Here is a 22,956-nt window from a genome sequence, read left to right on the forward strand (position 1 = left end):
GTTGTATTGTGATTGGGGTTGTATTGTGATTGGGTGAGATGGTTTTCGGTGGGATTTTGTTGCGTCGATGATGCGCATAGAAACGGCAGATTTTGGTAATTTTCAATGAGAAAATCGAAAAAATAGGTGATTTCTGTTCAAATTTCTGCGGAAATCGGACCGCTTTCAGCGAAAACGTGATTAAATCGATATAATCCCGATTTCCGGATGTCCTTGTTTTTTGCAATTAATGCGTGTCCATGCCGAAAAAAGCGTCGATCTTGTCGATCATATCGACCTCGAAAAGTCCCTGTGCATGACCGGCGCCGTGGATGACCTCGAATTGCAAGTCATGTTTGGCAAGCGCTGCCAATTCGCGACCGGACGCAATCGGCACGAGTTCATCCCGGTCGCCATGCAGCACCAGTATCGGCGCCGTGACGTCTACGATATCGAGATCGCTTCTGAAAGGCGACCGGAGCAGCAATGGAACGGGAAGGTAAGGGAATTTGCTCCAGGCGAGCGACAGCATCGATTTGAACGGCGACACCAGGACGACACCAGCAACCTGGCGATGTGCAGCAAGGTGGAGGGCCGGAGCCGTGCCGAGCGATTGACCGAAAACATAGATCGGATGGTTGGGGAAGGCCTTTGCCGTCCAGTCGTAGATTTCGAGCGCGTCGGCCAGCATCTTTTCGCCGTTCGTCGTTCCCTCTGATCGCGGATAGCCACGCAATGCCGGGGCCACTATGCCATAGCCTGCGGCAATCCAGCCGGCATAGAGAAAGCGGTAGGACTCGGGATAGCTGGCATTGCCGTGAAAGACGATGATGATCGGCTTGCCATCGGCAGGCCGGCCTTGAAGTGCAAACAGCCTGGTGCCGTCGACCGTCGGAATCATGACGTCCTCCAGCCCGAAGCGTGCGGCAGCGCCCTTCAACTCGACTGGAAGCGGGATGAATGCGCCGGGAAACAGAAAGCGATCCTGGCTGAAATAAAGGATGAGACAGGCGGCAAGATAGAGGCCGATCACGATGGCGGCAGAGAGGCGGAAGACCGGGTAAGGTATCGTCATGACCCGACGTTAACAGGCTTCCAGTGCGCGGCAAACCTCGGCAATTTAGCATTGTTGCCGGATTGTCATCCTGCCGAATTATTTCGGCAGTTGTGCGAAACCACATTGGTGCGCACGAACGCCAATGCTAACGGTTCACCATGCCGAAAAATCGTTGTGCGCCGGATGATTCCGGAAACGTCATGGCGTGCGATTCTGGAATATCTCATGCTCGCTCCTCCATCCTCCATCCATCGTGACGACGCGCCGCGCTTCTTCGCCCTGCGCGCCGTTCTGCTGTTCTGTGCCCCTATGATGGTCAACGGCATTGCGGTGCTCTATTTTCCGGTCCTCCTGCAGGACCTGAGGATGACGCCGGCAGAGATCGGCATCATCACCTCCATTCCCGCGCTGATGCGCATTCTCGGCATGCCGGTCGGCGCGATGGCCGCCGACCGCGCCAAGGACCGCACGACCGTGCTCATGTGGTCCGGCATCGTCTCGTTGGCGACAACGCTGGTGATGTTCCACACCGTCACGTTTTGGCCGATCCTGCTGATCTATGCAGTCCAGAGCCTGTTTTATGCACCCTATGTGCCGATTGCCGACGCGGTGCTGGTGACCGGCGTGCGGCGCTGGGGCTTCGATTATGGGTCACTGAGGCTCTGGGGCTCGGTCGCCTTCGCGCTCACCACCTTCATCGGCTTCGGGCTCGACCGTTTCGGCGGTGCCATGGTGCTGCCCGGCCTCACCCTGTTCTTTTCGCTGACCATCATCATGGCGCTGACTGCGCCGCGGCTTGGTCGTGACCTGCCGTCGGCGCCAAGCGATCCGGCTGTCGCGATCGTCAAGGCGCGGTTCTGGTCGCCCGATTTCCTGCTCGTCATCATTGGCGCATCCGTCGTGATGAGCAGCCAGTCCATGCTTTATGCCTTTGCGACCAATTACTGGAAGGCACAGGGCATTTCCGGTGTCGGAATCAGTTTTCTCTGGCTTGCCGGCGTGCTCGCCGAAATCTGCCTGTTCTTCGTCTCCGGCCGCTGGCTGCGGCGTTCCAGCGTTTGGCACCTCTTCATCCTGGGATCGGTGTTCACCTTCATACGCTGGACATTGTTTCCGCTGGCGAGCGGCTTCTGGCCGTTCTTCCTGCTTCAATGCACCCATGCCTTCACTTATGCGATGATGCATCTCGGCGTACAGCGCTTTATGATCACCCGGGTCGGTGACCGGCAGGGTGCCTATGCCCAAGGCTTCTATCAGGCGGCGACATCGATCTTCGCGGTGATTTCCGGCTGGGCGTCCGGCTATATTTATGAGGCGTTCGGCGTCAACGGCTTCTATTCGATGAGCATTCTGGTCGTCATMGGCCTCGCCATCCTGTTTGCCGCCATGCTGTTTCAGCCCCAGAGCGCGCGCTCGGGCGGATAGACGAGCGACGCCTCGTAACGCAGCGACGGTTTGCAATCTTCGGCGAGCAGCAATGGCCCGTCGAGATCGACGAAGGCCACGCCCTGTGCCAGCAGCACCGCCGGCGCCATGGCAAGCGACGAGCCGACCATGCAGCCGGCCATGATCTGAAACCCCAGCCGCTCGGCCTCCGCCTTCATCTCCAGCCCCTCCGTCAGCCCGCCGGCTTTGTCGAGCTTGATGTTGATGGCGTCGTATTTGCCGACAAGCGAAGCGAGATCAGCCGTTACATGGGCGCTCTCGTCGGCACAGATCACCAGTGGACGGTCGATATCGGCGAGCAGATCGTCATGCCCGGCGGGCAGGGGCTGCTCGATGAGCGCCACGCCACATTCTGCGGACACGGCGAGATGGTGTGCGAGGTTGTCTTTGGTCCAGCCCTCGTTGGCGTCGAGGATCAGCACCGATTGCGGCGCGCCGGCGTGGATAGCGCGGATGCGGCTTTCGTCATCAGTCGTGCCCACCTTGACCTTGAGCAGCGCCCGGTGCGCCCATTTTGCTGCCTGCGCGCCCATCTTTTCCGGTTCGTCGAGTGAGATTGTATAGGCTGTGGTGAGCGGCTCAGGCGAAAGATCGAGGCGCCTGGACACCGGCACGCCGCTCATTTTCGCCTCCAGGTCCCACAGCGCGCAGTCTATGGCATTGCGTGCTGCACCCGCATCGAGCCGGTGCTTGAGCTCGGCGCGGCCCAGGCCGGCCGCGATATCGCCGGCGAGTGAGCGGATCTGCGCCTCGACGCTGTCGAGCGTCTCGCCGTAGCGCTTGTAGGGCACGCATTCACCGCGGCCTGCGAAATCAGCCTCGCGGATCGTACAGACGATCACTTCGGCGGTGGTCTTGGCGCCGCGTGAAATCCGGAATTCGCCCGCGATCGGAAACTTGGCGATTGTGGTTTCAAGGTGACGCGTCACGTGCAATTCCTTTTGTTTTCCAATCGCCTGCCGATATGGCTTGAATGCGCCGTTAATCTATTGTCAAACGGCATTTCGCGCGTCGACTCGTTTTGTTTTACCACAAAAGACCCGATGACCGGGTCTCTGTGCAAGGCGCCAGTGAGGACTGCCAGATGGCGGATACGGCCGAACAAGCCGGTGTGACGATTGACCATCCGGATGGCGGACTTCTCGTCCGCCTGACCGGCGCTTGGCTCAACAGCACGATCGCGCAGGTCGATCGGGCGCTCAGGGAAGCCAGCCGCAACAGCGTTTCCGGCACCGTGCGCCTCGACCTCAGTGGCATTACCAATCTCGATACCGGTGGCGCTTGGGTGATCCGTCGGTTCATGACGGCGCTTGAGAGGAATTCCGGCAAAGTCGATCTCAGCGATGCGCGCGCCGGCTTCAACGAATTGATTACCGCCCTGCCGGAGGAGCTGAAGCAACCCGGCGACGACAGCCGGCAGGATCGCTGGTATGTGCGCTTTCTGGCGCCTATCGGCGAATCGATCGTGAACCTCTATACGGACACGATCGCGTCGATGGGCATCATCGGTTCGGCGGTGCGCGGCGCCCAGCTCAAGCTCGGCCGCAGCAGCGGGCTGTCGCCCGCTTCGGTCTTCACCCAACTCGAGCAGATGGGCGTCAACGCGACGCCGATCATCGCGCTCATGTCCTTCCTGATCGGTGCGATCATCGCCCAGCAGGGCGCCTTCCAACTGCGCTATTTCGGCGCCGAAGTTTTCGTCGTCGACCTGGTCGGCATCCTGCAACTGCGCGAGATCGGAGTGCTGCTCACCGCAATCATGATCGCCGGCCGCTCCGGCTCGGCCATCACTGCCGAGATCGGCTCGATGAAGATGCGCGAGGAGATCGACGCGCTGCAGGTCATGGGCCTCAATCCGGTCGGCGTTCTGATCTTCCCGCGGCTRCTGGCGTTGATGATCGCACTGCCGCTGCTCACCGTGATTGCCAATTTCGCAGCGCTTGCCGGTGCGGCGGTCGTGGCCAACATCTATTCCGGCATCACCTATCAAGTCTTCCTGTCGCGCCTGCAACAGGCCGTCGATATTTCGACGGTGATCTCAGGCATGCTGAAGGCCCCGTTCATGGCCGTCATCATCGGCGTGGTAGCTTCGGTGGAAGGCCTGCAGGTCGAAGGCTCGGCCGAGTCGCTCGGCCGGCATGTGACCGCCGCTGTGGTCAAGGCGATCTTCGTCGTCATCATGGTGGATGGGCTGTTCGCCATGTTCTACGCCGCCATCGATTTCTGAGGCGCGCATGGCGGAAACCAACGAGCAGGGACAGAAAAACGGACGCGAAGTGATCCTTTCGGCTCGCGGCATTACCGTCGCCTTCGGCAGCCATGTCGTGCTCGACAAGCTCGACCTCGACATTTTCAAGGGCGAGATCCTCGGCTTCGTCGGTGCATCCGGTGCTGGCAAATCGGTGCTGATGCGCACCATCCTGCGCCTCGTCCCTAAACAGGCTGGTGAAATCCAGATCCTTGGGCAGGATTATGGCCGGGTGAACGAAGATGAACGCTTCAACCTCGACATGAAGCTCGGCGTGCTCTTCCAGCACGGCGCATTGTTTTCAGCATTGACCGTCAAGGAAAACATCCAGTTTCCGATGCGCGAATATCTCGACCTGCCTAAATCGCTGATGGATGAACTGGCATTGCTGAAGATCGAACTGGTCGGGCTGGCGCCGGAGGCGGCCGACAAATATCCCTCCGAACTTTCGGGCGGCATGATCAAGCGCGCGGCACTGGCACGCGCTCTGGCGCTCGACCCGGCGCTTGTTTTCCTCGACGAGCCGACATCGGGTCTCGACCCGATCGGAGCGGCCGAATTCGATGAGTTGATCACCAAGCTTCGCGATACGCTGGGGCTTACTGTCTACATGGTCACCCACGATCTCGACAGCCTGTTTTCGGTGTGTGACCGAATTGCAGTGCTTGGAAAAAAGCGTGTGCTCGTTCAAGGGACAGTCCAGGATATGCTTGATTGTCCTGATGAATGGGTACAGTCCTACTTTCGGGGCAAGCGCGCGCGTTCCATCCCTGGCGTCGTCGACGGTGCCGGGCGGGCGGTGCATACGGCATCCACGACAGCAACCAATACGGGCCATTGATGGAAACAAGGGCAAACTACGCGATTGTCGGCTTCTTCACCATCGTCGTCGTGCTGATGGCTTTTGGCTTCGTCTACTGGATGTCCGTCTATGGCCGCGAAGGCAAGATGGAGCGACTGATCGTACGCATTCCCGGTTCCGCCAACGGCTTGAGCGTCGGCTCGCCGGTGCGTTTCAACGGCATCCCGATCGGTACGATCCGGGCGCTCGACTTCGATCGCAAGGCCCCCGCCTATTCGCTTGCCGTCACGGAAATCCGCGCCGACGCCCCGGTTTTCCCGGGGACGCGGGCGGTGCTGGAAATCCAGGGTTTTACCGGTGCCGCCTATCTCGAATTCTCCGGCGGTGACCCCAAGCAGGAGCCGATTCTCGTGACCGCTCAGAAGGAAGGCAAGATCGCCACCATCGACGCCATGCAATCCGGCGTCACCAATATCGTCGCCACCGCCAGCAAGATCGCCGACAAAACCGATCAGCTGCTCGTCACGTTGCAGAGCTTCGTCAACGACAATCGCCAGCCATTGACCGATACGGTGGGCAACATCGATACCTTCACCAAGGCGTTGAAGGACAACGCGCCGGGGATCGACAAATTCCTGCAAAGCGTGACCGAGCTTTCCGGCACGATCAAGAACGTGTCCGGTCGGTTGGATACGACGCTTGCCGCTGCCGATAAGCTCATCCAAGCGGTCGATCCGAAGAAGATCGACGACATCCTGGTCAACACTCGCAAGGTCAGCGCCGATCTCGCGGATGCCTCCGGCAAGGTTGGCGGCGTGGTCGATGAAGTCCATGGCGTCGTGGCCGACGCCAAGACGACGATCAACAAGGTCAATAACGCGGTCGACACCTACAAGACCTTCGGCGACCGGGCGACGGCGTCGCTCGACAAGGTCGACAAGCTGGTCGCTGCCATCGATCCGCAGAAGATTCAGGCGACCGTCGATGATGTTCACGCCGCCGTGGCCAGTGCAGGCAAGACGGGCAAGGATCTGGATGAGGCGATCGCCACCTATAAGACCTTCGGCGAAAAGGCCAATGTGTCGCTGGACAAGGTCGACAAGCTGATTGCTGCGATCGATCCCGACAAGGTCAAGGGCTCAGTGAGCGACATCCACGCCGCAATCGCCGATGCGCGCACGACCATCGCCAATATCAAGGGGCTCTCGGACGACATCGGCAAGCGGCGCGTCGATATCGACAAAACGATCAACGATGTCACCCAGTTGATGGCCAATCTCAACAAATCCTCCGGCAAGGTGGATGGCGTCATCGACAAGGCCAGCAGCGTGATCGCCGCGATCAATCCGAACGAGATCAGTGCCGCCGTTTCCGACGCACGCGCAGCGATCGGCAATTTCAAGGGCATTTCGCAGGACGTCGACAAGCACCGCGCCGATATCGACAAGACGATCACCAATATTTCCGAGATGTCGGCCAATCTCAACAAGGCTTCGACCCGCGTCGACGGCGTGCTGGCCAAGGTCGACAGCTTCCTCGGATCAGGTGATTCCAAGTCGCTGTTCGCCGACGCACGGGCGACGCTGAAATCTTACAAGGATCTGGCCGACAATATTAATGGCCGCATCGCACCGATCGCCGAAAATATCGCCCGTTTCTCGGGCTCCGGCCTGCAGAATGTCAATGCTCTGGTCGAGGATGCACGCCGGGCTGTGCAAACGCTCAATCAGGCGATCAGCCGGCTTGACAACAACCCCCAACGGCTGTTGTTCGGTGGTCAGGAAGTCAAGGAATATAACGGCCGCACGAGGCATTGAACTGTTGTGTGTGGGGAAGGAATGACAGCAGGACGTCTACTGAGCATTGCCCGTGCATGTTTGCCGGTCCTGCTCCTTATTGGATTGTCGGGTTGCGGCGCGAGCCAGGCGAAGAATGACACTTTCGCGCTCTCCGCCATGCCCGAAATTTCCGGCCCGAAGGCTAGCAAGAAGCAGATCTTGATCCCGGAGCCGAGTGCCCTCAAGGCGCTCGATTCCGAGCAGGTGGTGATCTATGTGACGCCATCGGAGATCCAGTATCTCGCCGGCGCCCGCTGGGGCGATACGCTGCCGAAAATGGTGCAGGCCAAGCTGGTCGAGGCTTACGAGAATTCCGGCAAGCTCGGCGGCGTCGGCGTGCCGGGGCAAGGGCTGGCGATCGACTTCCAGGTCGTCACCGACATCCGCGCCTTCCAGATCGAGACGGCCGGCGGCAACCGCGCCCATATCGAGATTTCGGCAAAGATCCTCAACGATCGCAACGGCGCGGTCAAGGCACAGCAGGTCTTCTCCGCCACGGCTCCTTTGACTGGCTCCGGCAACCCGGCCTACGTCAAGGCGCTGGACATCGCCTTCAGTAAGGTGATCTCGGATATGGTCGCCTGGACGCTGAAGTCGATTTGATACGAGGTCTCGATCCCGATTGATCGGCGACAGGCGCAAGCCCGGTTCAGCAGGAGAGACTTCTCGTCTTGTTGCACCATGGGTTTGACCAGCGCTACACGATCTCAAAATCCAATTGATCGAGAGACGTCCCGTTTGTGATCGAGGCAAACAGCACGCGGTCATATGTGTCGCCCGATCCGTCGCGATCGAAATAAATGTCGCCGTCGGCCTTGTCGTAGAGAATGCGATCGGAATTGTCGACGCCAGTCGTCGAGGAGCCGCTGGCGATCAGTTTGAATGCGGCGCTGGCGAGCGCGCCCACGCTCAATCCGGCAAATACGCTGCTGTCGAGGTCGAGCCTGTCGCCTGCCTCGAAATCCTTGATTGTGTCGGCATTGCCCGGCGTCAGCGTCGCGTCGAAGACGAAATGGTCGGCGCCCGTTCCTCCATAGAGCAGGTCGTTGCCGACCCCGCCGATCAGGGTGTCGGCATTGTCATGGCCCTTCAACGTGTCATCGCCGCCCCGACCCCATATCCGGTCGCTGCCGCTTTCCCCAAAATGGTAGACATTGCCCTCGATGATATTGTCGTTGTTGTCACCGTAGAGCAGGTCGTTGAACGTGCTTCCGTCGAGGTTTTCGATCGATATATAGATGTCGCCGGCGCCGGTGCCGGTATTTTTAGATGAATCCATCAGGTCGGCCGTCACCCCGGTGTAATCCGCATCGTAGCCGACCGTGTCGGAACCGTTGCCCCCATCCAGGATATCGCCGCTGCCCTTGCCGATCATCAGGTCCTTGCCGTCGCCGCCGCTGAACTTGTTGACGCCATCCGTGCCGTAGAGGATGTCGTCGTAGTTCGAGCCGATCAGGTTCTGAATATTGATGTAACTGTCGCCCAGGGCTTCGCCTGAATTGGCGTTCGCATCCTCCAGCCCGGCGAACAGACCTGCCGTAGCGAATGCATAGCTTGCGGTGTTTTCGCCTGTCCCGCCGTCCAGCACATCAGCCCCGCCGCCGCCGATCAGGGTATCATTGCCCTCATAGCCGTAGAGCGTGTTCTCCGCGTCGTTGCCCCTCAAGACATTGTCGAAGTCGTTGCCCTGCAGATAGAAGGACAGTGATCCTCCGATCGTGCCGTTCTCGACATACTCGGTGAGCGCGTAGCCATCGGCAAACGACTGGGGGTCGTCGATGGCGATGACGACGACCGTGTCGATGCCGCCGTCCGCCTCTTCCACGACAGCGTCGTAATGATTGAGCTCCTCTGGAGTGCTGCCGCCGATCAGGTCGTAGAGGAAATATTTGTCATTGCCGCTGCCGCCGATCAGTTGATCGTCACCCAGCCCGCCGGTGAGCGTGTCATTGCCGTCGAGGCCGCTGAGCATATTGGCGGCGTCGTTGCCGAAAAGCCGATTGTCCAGCTCGTTGCCGTAGAGACCAAAGTCGATCGCGCCTCTGATCTCGCCGTTCTCGACATTGTCGGTCAGCGTATAGGTGTCTGTATAGTGCTCGTCCTCCTCGTGGAAGGCTGTGACCAGGACCGTGTCCCGCCCCTCGTTGGCGGCCTCGTCGACATAGTCGTAATTGCCGCGTCGATAATCGAGTTCGTAGACATCATTGCCCACGCCACCCATCAGCACGTCGCCGCCATAGAACCCGCCGCCGTTGAGGGTGTCATCGCCTCCGCCGCCGATCAGGATATTGTCGCCGACGTCGTCGAAAAGGTGATTGTCCGATTTATTGCCGATGAGCGTGAACTGGTCGGCTTCCGCGCCGACGATCGCGCCGATTTCCACATTGTCGGCAAGGGTGTAGGAGCGAACCGAGCCGTCTACGTCCCTGACCTGGATCTGGTCCACCCCGCCGCCGGCCGCCTCGACGACCCTGTCGTAATGACCGTTTTTGACATCGAACAGGAAGTAGACATCGTTTCCGGATCCGCCGTTCAGCGTGTCGGTGCCGCTTCCGCCGTCAAACTGGTCCTTGCCGCCGGCGCCGTTGAGAACATCGTCTCCTTCGAGGCCTGAAATCTTGTCGTTTCCGTCGCCGCCGCTGATCGTATTGGCAAGCGCGTTTCCGGTTGCGGTGAAATTGCCGGTCCCGGTAAAGGCCAGGTTTTCCACCTCGCCCTGCAGATAGTTCGACTGCTGCAGCGAATAGGTCCTGAGCGAGGTAAACACCTTGTCGCCCAGGTCCACGCCGCCGACATTTTCGAGCACCATGTCGGTCGTATCCGTCACCAGGTATTTGTCGTTGCCGGCACCTCCCTGCATGACGTCCCGGACACCGTCGGACTTGCCGTTGAAACCGCCATCCAGCGTGTCGCGACCGTCACCGCCATAGAGATCGTCTATTCCCGCGCCGCCGATGAGATAGTCATCGCCGCGCTCGCCGCGCAGCGCGTCGCTGTCGGCGCCGCCATTCAGCTCATCCTTGTCATCGCCACCGTACAAACTGTCCTTGCCGGCAAAGCCATTGAGGAAATCGTCGCCATTTCTGCCTTCGAGCCGGTTGGCGATGAGATTGCCGTTGATCGTATCCGTGCCACTTCCGCCAATGGCGTTTTCGACATAATTGGCGATCGAATTGGGGTCGAAATTCGCTTCCCAGGAATTGAGGCCGGCGGTGTCGACGGCTGCGGCGATGGCGATGTTCTTCTTCAGCCCGCCGACATCGGAAAAGCTTTCCAGATCCAGATTGATCAGCTGTTTGTTCGCGTAGCCCGAGAAATCGAGCGTGTCGTTTCCCTTCGCATCCCAAACGGTGAAAACGGCCTTCTCGTTGGCACTGCTGATGAGAAAGGCGGCGCCGGCATTCGAGTTAAATCCATAGGTGGTATCGTCGGTGCGCGTCGCCATGTTGGCACCATAGAGCCGCTGTGCGGCGGCAATGTCGTCGAGAGACGGCGTACGGCTGAAGCTGCCCTTGAAATTGGCCCCTGTCGATGTCTCCGACAGGTAGCTCATCTGCGTGTACTGCAGTGAATCTTCAGGATAGGCCGCAACGATGGGAACATTGCTTCCGGCATTGTATTTGCCGGGATGCGACAGCCCGATCGCATGTCCCACTTCGTGAATCAGGGTCTGCCGGTCAGCTCCGCCCTGGCTGAGCGCTGTCCCGGGCGTGTTGACCAGGTTGAGCCCCACTCGCACCGTCGTGTCGGGATTGAGGGCCAGAAAATGTTCACCATTTCTGCTCTCGTACGGACCGGTCGTGCCGCCGGTGCTGTTGTCGTTTTTTCTATAATTCTTGAAGCCGATTTCCGGGTCGTCGTTGTCGACGAAGAAGCTGATATGGGCGACGTCGCTCCACATCCGCATGGCATCCTTGACCGCGGCCTGTTCAGCCGGCGTGAACGCGCCGGTCCCGCCGAAAAAGCTGTAGCTTGCGACCGCCGGAATGCCAAATCCCTCACCCTGGGGATCATTGCCCCGGGAGATGATCGCCGCTGCTTGCGTTGTGGTCACCATGGTGTCTGCTCCGGTTCATCTCGTCGGAGGTCATTCGTTCAGCATTCACGCGTCATGTGCAGGCAAAGCCCGATTAATCGCCCTTGCTCATTTGGATGAGCCCGAGCGTTGTGGTAACACTAGCCGTTTGTTTCGGATGGAAGGACAGGCGAGGTCAGACCGCGCTGTGTCTCTTCAGCTCAAATGGCGAACGATCTACACCGTCCTCACGGCAGTGTTCGATCAAGAAGCCACCAGGCTTCGCATAGATGGAAATGCCATCTGGTCCTTTGCCCTCCCAAGCAAATTTTAGCAGTTCTTAATAAGATATTTTGTAAACCAAGTCCATCAAAGAAGTTTTGTAAAAATACAGGAAGTTTGCTCGGTTTTCGCTGGCGATATTGGACGGGTTGCGGCTCCAGTGCATCGTTAGGGGTACGGTAGCCAAATGGGAGCGAAGCTTTGATCAATCTGGTGCTCTACAGCGACCAAATCATTCCTGAGAATGCCGCGATTGATACGCAGCTTTTGATGATGATGGAGGCGAGGGGTTCCGGAAGGCGCATCGGATATATTGCTTCCGGGCCGGAGCCGGATCGCCGGTTTTTCAACGGGCGGAAAATCTATTACGCGCAATCCGGCCTTCACCTCGCACAGTTCCATGATCTTGATGCGAGCCATAGCGATCAAGAAATCGAGAAGCTTTTGGCATGCGACGCCATTCATCTTGCCGGTGGCCAGACCGGCCCCTTTCTGAATCGGCTGAGGCGCAGCAGGATGTTGGGCCTCTTGCGTGACTGGGCGCTGTCAGGAGGAATCCTCGTCGGAGCAAGCGCCGGCGCTATCCTCACGACGCCGACGATCGCAACGGACGCATTGTTCTCGGATCGACAGTCGGAGGAAACAGAGGATGGCGCTGCACTCAATCTTGTCCCCTTTGAATTTTTCCCTCATTTGGGTGGCAAGCCCAGCTATCTCCTCGATCTCCTGCGCTACAGCAGAAACACGCCAAGACCGATCGTTGCTTGCCGGGACGGGGACGGCATCGTCGTCACGCGAGGGATGATTGAATGTGTGGGTCAACCTGTTTGGATAGCTGCTGGGGCGGTCAGGAAAGCAAGTGAGATAACGCCTGCTGGCTTCTCAATCCGACCGGCTGCTGAATAAGAAAGCTGGAGGTGACCAGTCCAGTGGGATTCAGCGAAGGTGTTTGCTTCGAGCCTCCCGCGAGATAAGGCGCGAGAGGCCTGAAACTTTGAAAACCTACTCGTTCCGTTACGAGAACCGCCCCGCCGCATGCGCCAGCATCGTGTAGACCTTGCCGGTGTCCGATGTCAGATAGCTCTGGGTCAGCGCCTTGTCGCGGTCGTTGCGGGCAACGTCGGCCAGAAGCTTTTCGAAGTCTGTGATGTAGCGGTCGACAGCGGAGCGAAATTCCGGCTCGCGCTCGTATTTTCGCTTGATGTCGTCGAAGGTCTGCTGGCCCTTGAGCGTGTAGAGGCGGCGGGTGAAGACGTCGCGCTCGCCGCGCTGGTAGCGGCGCCAAAGCTCGACCGAGGCGTCATGGTCGATCGCCCGGGCGATATCGACCGACAGCGAGTTGAGCGACTCGACCACATGCCGCGGATTGCGGTTGTCTGGGCGGGTTGCCTGCTGCTGGGTCGGCGCTACCGGACGTGCAGGGACCTCCTCATCGCGCGAGGCACTGCGCAGCAGATCGCTGATCCAGCCCTGTCCCTGCGGTGCCGGAATATCATCCTCGCGGGCAGGTTCCTGGCGGCGTGCGGCCGGCTCGGTGGCCGCGGGGCGAGCGATTTCGCGCGCCGGCGCTTGGCCGCGCTCGATGCCGAGCGAGCCACGCAGACCAAGCGGTTCCTGCCGCGGCTTTTCTTCCGTCTTGCGAGCCTCTTCCACTCGGCGGGTCTCATCCGTCCGGCGCGTTTCGTCGGCCCGCGGCTGAGGCAGGATTTGCCCGGTCACGCGGGGACGATCGGCCGTCACGGCCGAAGCGGTGGGCAGGTTTTCCTCCCGGACGGCCGGCCGCTGTTCCGGCTGGCGGACCGCAACTTCCGGCTCGCGGCGCGGCTGCACTGGCTCCTGGCGGGTGGGCTGCTGCTGGACCGGCTCCTGGCGGACTGGTTCGGAGCGCACAGGTTCGGACCGGACCGGCTCAGAGCGCATAATTTCGGTGCGCACTGCCTCCGGCCGAACGGCATTTTCCTGCCGCACCCGCGGCGCTTCGAGATGCGAGGCGGAGACGCCGATAATGCCGGTCAGTTCCTGCAGCGCGCGGACCTGTTCCGCCACGGCGCGGCGCATCTGGGCGGCATTTTCCTTGGCTTCTTCCGGCAGGTCGAAGGCGCCACGCTTGAGTTCGGCACGGGTGTCGGTGAGTTCCTTGCGGATCTCGCCGGCAGTGCGGCGGATTTCGTCTGTGGCGCCGGAGAAGCGGCCAACCGCTTCGTCGATCGCTTCCTTGAGCGTGTCGCGCAGTTGCACGGCCGTGGCCGACGAGCGCTTGCCAGTCTCGCCGAGCAGCCGGTCGACATCGCCGAGCGAGGTCGTCACGCTGGTGCGCAGCCGCGCCGCAACATCCTCGGCATTCTCATTGGCCTTGGAGAGCGTGATTTCGACGGCGGCGGAAGCGTCGCTGGCCGCTGCCGAGATTGATTGGCGCATTGCATCCGCCATGTCATTGGCGCGTTTTTCGGTATCTCCGAGGATACGGCCGATCTCAGCAAACGAGCTCTGCACGCCGTTGCGCAGGTTGTTGGACATCTGGCCCGAGCGGTTTTCGGCGCGGTCGAAGGCGGCTTCGACCAGTCCGGCGAGCGAGCGCATGGTATTCTCGATCTCCTCGGACTTGCGCAGCAGGTTGACGGCGAGCGTCTGTAATGCCTCCTCGCGTTCTTCGAGCGTCGAAACGAGATTGGACTGCGCCGCCGAGAGCAGGTTGGAGGCCTGGCCGAGCACCTTGGAGTGGTCATCGAACCGTCCGACGATATTGCCGATCTGCGACAGCGTCTCGCTCGACACGCTGCTCAGCCGGTCAGCCGTGCCGTCCAGCAGGCGCGTGGAAGCGCCGAACGAGTCGGAAGCGCGGGTCGCCGTCTCGGCGAAGCGGTCGGCGCTGGCAGTGAGTGCGTCGTCGATGGCGCCGAGATTGGTGCCTGTATCGGACACCAGCTGGCGGATGCTGGAACTGCTCTGGTCGAGTGCCTGGACGAGATCCAGCACCGTCGTCTTGAGCGTCTGCTCGGCGCTTGCGACAGCGCGGGCGCTTTCCTCGGTGCGCGAGGCGATCGCATTGAGCAATGTCGAATTCTCGCTGCGCAGCGTGTTGACGCCGTCCTGCACAGCCTGGCCGAAGTGGTCGACGGCCTCCCGGCCAAGGCCGGAAAGATTGTCGACGGCCGGCCGCGCCTTCTCGTCAATGATGCGGGCGAGTTCGGCGGAGCGTGATGCCAGCATCGAGTTGAGCTCGCGGGTGCGGTCGTCGAGCGTTGTGCGGATCGCGTCGCCGCGGGCGAGCAATGCCTTCTCGGCGGCGTCGAGGCTCGCCTGGATGTTCGCACCGTCTTCGGCCGCCTTGGCGCTCGCCGTGCCGACACGGGTGGCAAAATCGCCGGCATTGCGGGCCAGCGCCTGCGTCAGCCGTTCGGTCTGCTCGGCAAGGCTGCCGGAATAGGCCTGGGCTTCCGAGGACAGCCGGCCGGAATAGTCGCCGGCGCGGCTCTCAAGCCGCGTCGCGAAACCATCCGCCTCGCTGGCCATGCGCATGGTGAACGCATCCGCATCGCCGGTGAGCTTGCCGCTGAGCGCCTCGGTCTCGCGCGCCATGCGGGCGGCATAGGCGTCGGCATCGGCGGTGACGCGGCTATGGAAGGTCTCCGCATCGCCACCGACCCGGCTGCTGAAGGTATCGGCAGTGGACGACATCTGATTGTTGAACGCATCGGCAGTCGAGGACATCTGACCGCTGAAGGTGTCCGCGGTCGACGACATCTGACTATTGAGGGTGCTGGCGCTGGACGACAGCCGGTCAGCGAAGGCATCGGCGTCGCCGGAGAGCCGATTGCTGAACGCATCCGCCTCGCCGGCAAGACGGCTCGAGAAGCCGGCGCTGCGGGCGGCCATCTCATCGGCATATTCGAGGCCCTTGGAGGCGATCGATTCGAGTGCACGCTGTGCATCGGCGTCCATGGACTGCGATGCTTCCATAACAGCGCCACGAAGCGTGTTGGCAAGACCGGCGGCCTTTCCGTCGATCATCTTGGAAACATTGTCGAGGCCGATGCCAAGTGCACGGTCCATGGTCGAGAGGCGCTCGTCGACCTTGGCGGTGCGCGTGTCGAAGGTCTCGGCGATCTGCGCCGCATGCGTGTCGAGCGCTTCGGTCATCCTGCCGGTATTCGAACCGAGCGCGGCCTCCAGACGGCTCGCATTCGAGCCAAGCGCTGTTTCCAGACGGTTGGCGTTCGAGCCGAGCGTTTCGGTCAACCGGTTGACATTGGTCTCGAACGTCCCGGTGAGCTGGTCGGCGCCGGTGCCGAGCATGTCGGCTACCTGGTTGGCGCCGGCATCCAGTGCGCCTTCGACCCGCGTGGTGCCCGCGCCGAGAGCTGCAGTCAGCCGTTCGGAGCCGGAGCCCAGGGTTTCCTCGAGCCGTGTCGTGTTGGAGCCGATGGTCGAAGCGACCCGGTTCACGCTGGCATCGAGCGTCTCGGAGAGACGCGCCGCATTGCTGTCGAAGGTTTCGGCGATGCGGCCGGTATTGGCGTCAAAGGTCTGCGCGATCCGTGTCGAGCCGCTTTCGGTGACATTGCCAAAATTCTGGATCTGGGTTTCGACCAGGTCCCTCAGCCTGCTGCCGGCCTGCTCGATGGTTTMGGCGAAGCGGCCGGCATCGGTGTGGATGCCGGTTTCCAGCTTGTCGAAGCCGGAAATGATCCTGCCGCCGGTTTCATCGAAGCGCTGGGTGACGTCGGTGAGCGTCGCCTCGATGCGTCCGGAGAACGTGTCGGCGGCGCGAACGATCTCGCCGGCCTTGTCGCCGAAACGCTCAGCCAACACGCTCGCGCTCGTCGCGATGACCTTGTCGAGTTCCGAGGCACTGGCGCCCACCGCAGCCTTGAGTGCCGCCTCGCGCTCTTCGAGCTTCATGTCCAGCATCATGATGTTGGACAGCATGTTGGCGGCGCCGCTTTCGATCCGCTCGTCGAGCGAGGCGCTGCTTGCCTCGATCGTCTCGCGCAAAGCGTCGCGATGCGCGCCGATCTGGGCAATCAGCTTTTCGGCCATCTCGTTGAGAGACTGGGTATTGTCGGTAAGCGACCGATGCAGGCCTTCGTAATTGCCCTCCATGCCGGCGCCGATGGCGGCGGCGGTGCCGATCAGCCGCTCGTCCAACGCTTCTGCCGCGGCGGTTATGGCGTTGACAAGGCTTGCCTCGCGTTCGGCAAGCGTCTCTTCGATCTTCTTGGAGCCGTTGGAGAAAGCAAGCGCGCTCGCCTGCATGCGGCCGTCGAGCGAATCCGCGGTGGCATCAAGCACCTGACGCAGGTTCTTTTCGCGGCTTTCGATCCGCTCGGCAAAGCGGCTGGCGCTGGCGTCGAGCTCGGTGGCGCTGCGCGCCATGGCATCGCTGAGCGTCGAGGTCTGGCCGGAGATCGAGTTGGTCAGGCCGGCCGAGGCGGTGTCGACGGTGTCGGTGATCGCCTTGGTGCTCTTCTCGATCGTATCGCGAAGCCGGCCCTCGCCGTCTTCGAAGGACATTTCGAGCATGCTGGCGCCCATGGCGATGCTGGTGCCGATGGCCGTCGCCTGATCCTGCAAGGTCTCATCGATCTGTTTGCGGCCTTGATCGAGCGCGACAGTGATGGCGTTGGTGCGGTCCTCGAGCGTGGCGCGAATGAGCTCATGCGTCGAGGCGAGCTGGATGGAGAGATCGGCGCTACCATTGTCGAGCGCGTCGGAAATGTCCTTGACCGATGTGGTGAGCGTCGTCTGGATCTCGCGGCTCGCCGTGCTGGCCGACTGTTCGATGCGGCTCGCGCCGCGCTCGACGATATCGGACATCTCGGTGCTGCGCTGTTCGAGAATGCTGGCGAGCCCTGTCGTGCCGCGCTCCAGGTTTCCGGCCAGGCTGGCGCTGCGCTCGGYCAGGATGCCCGAAATGCCCTTGGTGCCGTCACCAACGATCGTCGACAGGTTCGAGGCACTCTCCTGCAATGTGCCGGCAAGCGTGGCGCTACGCTGTTGCAGAATGTCGGTGATGCCTGCCGAACCGTCGGAGAGAATCCCGGACAGGTTTGTGACGTTCTGCTGCAGGGTCTGGTCGAGGTGGCTGCTATGCTGCTCGATCGTCTGCGACAGCTCCGCGTGGCGCTCCTGCATCGTATGCGACAGTCCGATGGTGCTATCGCGCACCATGTCGGAGAAGCCGGCGGTGCCATCCGTCAGAATGCCGGAAAGCGTCGTCGTGTTCTGCTGCAGCGTGTGCGAGAGTTCCGAGTGGCGCTGTTGCATGACCTGCGAAAGTCCGGCCGTGCTGTCGCGGACGATGTCGGAGAAACCGGCGGTGCCATCCGTCAGAATGCCGGAAAGCGTCGTCGTGTTCTGCTGCAGCGTGTGCGAAAGTTCCGAGTGGCGCTGTTGCATGGTCTGCGAAAGCGCGGCGGTATTGTCGCGGACGGTGTCTGAAAAGCCCCTCGTGCCGTGCGCAAGAATACCGGACAGGTTGGCCGTGTTCTCAGAGAGCGTCGTGGAAAGTGCGGCGCTATGCTGCTCGATCGCCAGCGTCAGACCCGTGCTGCCGTTGAAGACGATGTCGGAGAACTCCGTCGTGCCGTCGGTAAGGATCGTCGAGACACGCGAAGCGCCGTCGTTGAGAGTCGATGCAAGTGCTGCGCTACGCTCGTCGAGTGCGCCTGCGATCGCTGCGGTGCGGCTCGCCATGGCCTGGTCGACCCGCATATGGTTCTCGCCAAAGGTCGTGGCGATGGCGATGGCGCCGTCGCCGAGCGTTTTCGCCAGCCGCGAGCGTGCATCCTCGACATTGCCGGTGATCAGTTCCGTGCCGGCAGCAATGGCGCTCTGCAGCCGATCGTGATTGCCGGCAAACGACGCCTCAATGGCTGCGGAGCGCTCATCGAGAAGGGCCGACATCCGCTCATGGCCGCCGGAAACGGCAGTTTCGAGCCGCTGATGGTTGTTGGCGAACATGGTCTCGATGGCTTCGGAGTGCGCCCCGAGCAGTGTTGCCATTTTCTCATGCCCGTCGCCGACGCTTCTTTCGAGGCGCGTGCGGTTTTCAGTGAACGAGCTGTCGAAGGCATTGGCGCGGTCGCTGAGCAGCGATGCAATATGCTCGTGGCCGGCCGTAATTGTATCGTCGAGTTTGCGATGCGTCTCCTCGAAGGCGGCGGCGATGCCGGCGGAGTTATTGTCCATGAGCGCCGCCATCCGGTCGATGCCGGTATTGATGGCTTCGGTGCGGTTGGAAATCGTCGCGGTCAGTGCGTCGGCCTTGGCGGCGAAGCCGGAATTCAGCTCCTCGTTGGCGCGGCCGATCACCTGGGTGATTTCGCCGACCTTATTGTCGAGCGCCATCTCGATGACTTCCTGGCCCGTGCCGAGCGCCGTTTCGATCGCCAGCGCCTGGCCGGTGAACGACGAATCCATCCGCTCGAGCGAGCGGTCGAGTAGGCCGGATATGGTTTCGTGTCCGCCATTGAGCGAGGCATTGATGCGCGCCAGGCTGTCGGACAGCTTTGCGTCGAGCGAGCCGGAGCGTTTGTCGAAGGCATCGGCGAATTCGGTGATCCGGCCATCGAAAGCCGAGGAAACCACATCGACCGTCGAGCGCAGCTTCTCGTCGAAGAAGCCGGACCTCAGGTCGAGATCCATGATTGCCTCATCGGCGGTGGTCTTCAGCGACTGGCGGAAGGTGGTGCTCTTTTCGTCGAGGCTGGAATTGAGCGACGTCAGCACATTGTCGAGACTCGACGTGATGGTGTCGCCGCCGGTGGTCAGCGCTTCGTTGATCTGGCGCGTACGGGCGATCAGCGTCTCGTTGAGCTGCCGTGTGCGCTCCTGTAGCGCGGCATTGAGCTTCTCTGTATTGGCGTCCAGCACCGAGGCGCGGGTTTCGAACTCGGCGAGCAGTGATTTGCCGCGTTCGCTCAGCGCCACGCCGAGCGTATCGATGCGCGTGTCGAACTCGTTGACCAGCGATAGGCCGGAACTTTGCAGTGCGGTGACGAAGTCTTCCGTCTTGGTCGACAGCACGTTGCCGATCGAATTGGCGGCATTGCCGGTCCGCTGCATGATGATCGCCGCCTGGGTGTCGATCATCTGTGCCACGGCTTCGCCTGACGTGGCGATGTTCTTGGCGATGCTGGAGCTTGCCGCGGTCAGTTCCTCGCGCAACTGCTCATGGGCGCTCGAAATCGACGAGCGCACGCGTTCGGCATGGCTGACGATCGCTTCGCGCTCTGAGCCGAGTTCCTGCACCAGGCTTCGGACGCGCATCTCGTTGTCGGTATAGCTGCGCTCCAGCGCGTTGACTTCCGAATGAACGAGCGTTTCGAGCTCTGAGGCGCGCGCAATCGTCCGCTCGATGCCTTCGTTCATCGCGGTGACTTCGCGCCGCACGGCCTGGCCGACCGACATGATGCGTTCGGCGGCGGCATTTTCCGGTTCCGCCAGGCGCAGGGCGACCTCTGCCATCGACCGGGCGGCGTGGCGCAATTCCTGCGCACGGGCGATCATGGTGGCGAAGGCGAAGAATACGAAGATCGGGAAGATGGCGGCGACGAGAATGGCGAGCGCGCCCGGGACGGTTTCAAGGTCGTGTAGCGACCGGATTTCCCAGATCTGCGGTGCGAACATCAGATGCGCAAGCCCGGCGCAGGCTGCAACCCATACAACTGAAACGACCGCAGCAATACGCAGYGCCGATGAGGAACGATGCGACTCGAGGCTGCGTCCGACATTGGCGTTGGCTGCCGGTCTCTGATCGTTGGCAGGCTTGTGCGACGGCGATTTCGGGCCGGGTTCCGGGGCAAGGGCGCGGGCGATCTCTTCAGATTTGCCGGCATTCTTGGCGGACTGGTTGGCTACATCAGACACATTGCCCTCCCGAGGATCAAGATTGCCCTGGGGGCGCTTCTCATGGAAATTGAATTCGAGGGCGTCTTCAAGCGCTTTGTATGCGCTTTCCTCGACCTCGTCTTTTTCCTTCTTGATCGTCATTCCGTTTCGCCTCGTATTTCACACACCCTGGGGCGGAAGTCGACCATTATCGAGTCCAGCCATCATGGCTCTGCATTTGCCGGCTCATAGTCGCATATCACGATGTCGCGATCGACCGTGAGGCGTCCAGTCGCCCGGATTTCGTGGCCTTTTGGTAAAAGGAGCCGCAATTTTCCACGTAACGTAGTGGCACAGAAGCCGTTTTGACACAATGAGTTGGGCCGGCAAAGCGAAAATCGTTAACTGTTTATTAACGGGATTCTCAGAGCACCTGTGCAGAAAAGCGAATGAATCGCGGTGTTTATCCGTTGTTAACCATAGTTGCAGTTTCCCAAACGCGAAATTGCCGTAATTAAGCTTTCATGCGTGCCTCGATGTGAAGATAGGGCCTAGAGCCAAAAAGGCCTGTCTCACTATCAGACAATAACAGGGAAATACCAATGGCAGCCGTGAGTATCCCTTTCGAAGCCCCCGACAATTATCGAGGCTTCGTTCCGTCGAAAAACCGTCCGATCGATCTCGTTCATCTCGCCCGGCAGACATCCGGCAGCAAGGATCTCGAACTCGAAGTCTTGCACATGTTCGCCAAGCAGGCGCGCGCCTGCATGACCGAAATGGCTGCTGGCGAACGGGATTTGATCCGTCAGACCGCCCACAAGCTCAAGGGTGCGGCACTCGCCGTCGGCGCCTTCACGGTGTCGGAAGCGGCCGAGCGTGTTGAAAACCAGACCGATGAAGCAAGCAGCATCGCCAAGCTTGGCCAAGCTGTCCTCGAAGCCGAGAATTTCATTCTCAAGCTGTCGCGCTGAGGCGCAAAGGCGTCGGCAGTTGCTGTTGACGCAATCTGGATTTTGTTGGAAAAGGCGCCATATGAGGGGCGTCCGCCGGCCCTTTCCAACATCATCAGGAATTCCATGCCCAAACTCACCATCATTGCTCATGACGGCGCGCGCCACGATCTTGATGTCGCCAGCGGCTCCACCGTCATGGAAAACGCCATCCGTAACTCCGTCCCCGGCATCGTTGCCGAATGCGGCGGCGCCTGTGCCTGCGCGACCTGTCATGTCTATGTCGACGAAGCCTATGCCGAGAAGGTCGGCAAACCCGACCCGATGGAGGAGGATATGCTGGATTTCGCTTACGATCTCCGTCCGACCTCGCGGCTTTCCTGTCAGATCCGCATCACCGACGCGCTGGATGGCTTGGTGGTTCACGTGCCGGAGCGTCAGGGCTGACCTGGCGTCAGTTCCGTAAGGCGGGAGTGACGTAACGGAAGGCGCGCCCCAAAAAAGTGCCTCGCTCTCTGGTTAGGATAGCGAGGCGAGAGAGACGCACCGTCAACAGGCGAGGGAGGAGACACCTGCAGCCACTCGAATGCGCCTAGGGAAACCACACGACTACGCTTGGGGATAAACCGTAAGGCCGTCAGAAGATTCATCCACAAGTGATAATCAGAACCTAGTTTAGAAAAGCTGCAAGTGCAATTCGTAGATATAGCGGGTTAATTAACAGGATTCGCGTAAGCTTCGCGCAAGCAGCGATGCTATCGTCCAACCCCCCGCCGAAAATGCTGCCGGAAACGTTTTGGGGCGGCCAGATTACGGCTTCTTCGCTGCCATCCGGTACTTGAGCAGCCGAATCATCCGGCTTTCGAAATTGGCCGCCTCGATCCGGTCGAAGCGCCTCTGGTCCTTGTCATGCTCTTCCAGGGCCTGCGCGGAGACCTTCGCGACCTTGGCTTTCAGACTGGCGCAGTCGGATGTGGAGGGCAGTGCCAGGATCTGCTTTTCAAGGTCATGGGCATGATAGCGGGCGATTTCAGCATGTCGCTCCTCATGCCGTCTTATGTCAGCCGAAAGCGTATCCCAGATCAGCGCCATTGCCGGGCCTGCCTTGCGGCGGTTCGACCAGCGCGGCAGGAGGATCTTGGTGGTCAGCGTCACCTTGGCGCCGCCGATATTGCAACGCCCGCCCTTGGCGACAAAGGTCGCGGTTCCCGAAAACTTGATTCGCGTGATGCCGGGATGACGATGGCCAGTGACGTTTGAAACGGGACCGTGCTGCCGCATTTCGCGATCGAGATCGGCTGCAGTGGTGCCGCCGATGCTGAAATAGCTGATTTCCTTGTGGATGATCGTGTCTGCTTTTGCCGCCGACAACGGCGCCAAGCAAGCCAAAGCCGTCCACAGCAATCCGATTTGGGTGCCGAACCGGCTCATGACATCCTCCGCGAAACGCGACACGACCCATCCATGGGACATTGTCTGCCGCTTCGCAATATGCAATCAGCACAAA

13 protein-coding genes are annotated in these 22,956 nt (G+C 60.7%); 8 read left to right on the forward strand and 5 right to left on the reverse strand.

The window, feature by feature from the left end:
• Positions 1-226 precede the first annotated feature (226 nt).
• Complete coding sequence (locus AC1D06_RS20790) at positions 227-1,054, reverse strand: alpha/beta hydrolase (protein WP_477987737.1); 828 nt, start codon at positions 1,052-1,054, stop codon at positions 227-229.
• A gap of 207 nt (positions 1,055-1,261) precedes the next feature.
• Between AC1D06_RS20790 and AC1D06_RS20795 the strand changes: the two genes are divergently transcribed.
• The gene (locus AC1D06_RS20795) at positions 1,262-2,461 is read left to right on the forward strand and encodes an MFS transporter (RefSeq protein ID WP_477879615.1); all 1,200 of its coding nucleotides are present in this window, start codon (positions 1,262-1,264) and stop codon (positions 2,459-2,461) included.
• Here the strand turns inward: AC1D06_RS20795 and dgcA are convergent.
• The gene (gene dgcA / locus AC1D06_RS20800) at positions 2,431-3,411 is read right to left on the reverse strand and encodes an N-acetyl-D-Glu racemase DgcA (protein ID WP_477987738.1); all 981 of its coding nucleotides are present in this window, start codon (positions 3,409-3,411) and stop codon (positions 2,431-2,433) included. The genes AC1D06_RS20795 and dgcA overlap by 31 nt on opposite strands.
• 155 nt (positions 3,412-3,566) lie before the next feature.
• On the opposite strand from dgcA, the gene AC1D06_RS20805 reads away from it, so the two are divergent.
• From AC1D06_RS20805 to AC1D06_RS20820, 4 genes are read left to right on the forward strand one after another with little or no spacing between them, the layout of a single operon-like run.
• Positions 3,567-4,709, forward strand: a complete 1,143-nt coding sequence (locus tag AC1D06_RS20805) for an ABC transporter permease (protein ID WP_477879611.1) — start codon at positions 3,567-3,569, stop codon at positions 4,707-4,709.
• Between the two features lie 7 nt (positions 4,710-4,716).
• The gene (locus tag AC1D06_RS20810) at positions 4,717-5,571 is read left to right on the forward strand and encodes an ABC transporter ATP-binding protein (protein WP_477987739.1); all 855 of its coding nucleotides are present in this window, start codon (positions 4,717-4,719) and stop codon (positions 5,569-5,571) included.
• On the forward strand, positions 5,571-7,349 hold the full coding sequence (locus AC1D06_RS20815) for an MlaD family protein (protein WP_477987740.1): 1,779 nt from the start codon (positions 5,571-5,573) through the stop codon (positions 7,347-7,349). Before AC1D06_RS20810 ends, AC1D06_RS20815 begins: the two co-directional genes overlap by 1 nt.
• A 21-nt stretch (positions 7,350-7,370) precedes the next feature.
• Positions 7,371-7,973 carry an ABC-type transport auxiliary lipoprotein family protein gene (locus AC1D06_RS20820; RefSeq protein ID WP_477987741.1) on the forward strand — a complete coding sequence of 201 codons (603 nt, stop codon included), beginning with the start codon at positions 7,371-7,373 and terminating at the stop codon, positions 7,971-7,973.
• A gap of 94 nt (positions 7,974-8,067) precedes the next feature.
• On the opposite strand, the gene AC1D06_RS20825 is transcribed toward AC1D06_RS20820, so the two are convergent.
• Entirely contained in the window at positions 8,068-11,427 is a 3,360-nt protein-coding gene (locus AC1D06_RS20825) for a M10 family metallopeptidase C-terminal domain-containing protein (RefSeq protein WP_477879605.1), read from the reverse strand.
• 441 nt (positions 11,428-11,868) lie between these two features.
• Here AC1D06_RS20825 and AC1D06_RS20830 point away from each other — a divergent pair, with 441 nt between their 5' ends.
• Positions 11,869-12,573: a Type 1 glutamine amidotransferase-like domain-containing protein gene (locus AC1D06_RS20830; RefSeq protein WP_477987742.1), complete on the forward strand. Its 705-nt coding sequence runs from the start codon at positions 11,869-11,871 to the stop codon at positions 12,571-12,573.
• A 108-nt stretch (positions 12,574-12,681) separates the two neighbouring features.
• Here AC1D06_RS20830 and AC1D06_RS20835 read toward each other — a convergent pair whose 3' ends face one another.
• Complete coding sequence (locus tag AC1D06_RS20835; RefSeq protein WP_477987743.1) at positions 12,682-20,661, reverse strand: apolipoprotein A-IV repeat region-like domain-containing protein; 7,980 nt, start codon at positions 20,659-20,661, stop codon at positions 12,682-12,684.
• A gap of 440 nt (positions 20,662-21,101) precedes the next feature.
• Between AC1D06_RS20835 and AC1D06_RS20840 the strand changes: the two genes are divergently transcribed.
• Both AC1D06_RS20840 and AC1D06_RS20845 read left to right on the forward strand, forming a co-directional pair.
• Positions 21,102-21,470: an Hpt domain-containing protein gene (locus AC1D06_RS20840; protein ID WP_477987744.1), complete on the forward strand. Its 369-nt coding sequence runs from the start codon at positions 21,102-21,104 to the stop codon at positions 21,468-21,470.
• 105 nt (positions 21,471-21,575) lie between these two features.
• Positions 21,576-21,896 carry a 2Fe-2S iron-sulfur cluster-binding protein gene (locus tag AC1D06_RS20845; RefSeq protein WP_477879600.1) on the forward strand — a complete coding sequence of 107 codons (321 nt, stop codon included), beginning with the start codon at positions 21,576-21,578 and terminating at the stop codon, positions 21,894-21,896.
• Positions 21,897-22,259: 363 nt separating this feature from the next.
• Here AC1D06_RS20845 and AC1D06_RS20850 read toward each other — a convergent pair whose 3' ends face one another.
• A complete protein-coding gene (locus AC1D06_RS20850) occupies positions 22,260-22,880 on the reverse strand; it encodes a DUF922 domain-containing Zn-dependent protease (protein ID WP_477987745.1) in 621 nt (206 codons plus the stop codon).
• Between the last annotated feature and the right edge of the window lie 76 nt (positions 22,881-22,956).

It is taken from the genome of Rhizobium sp. P2_G2 (assembly GCF_056403555.1).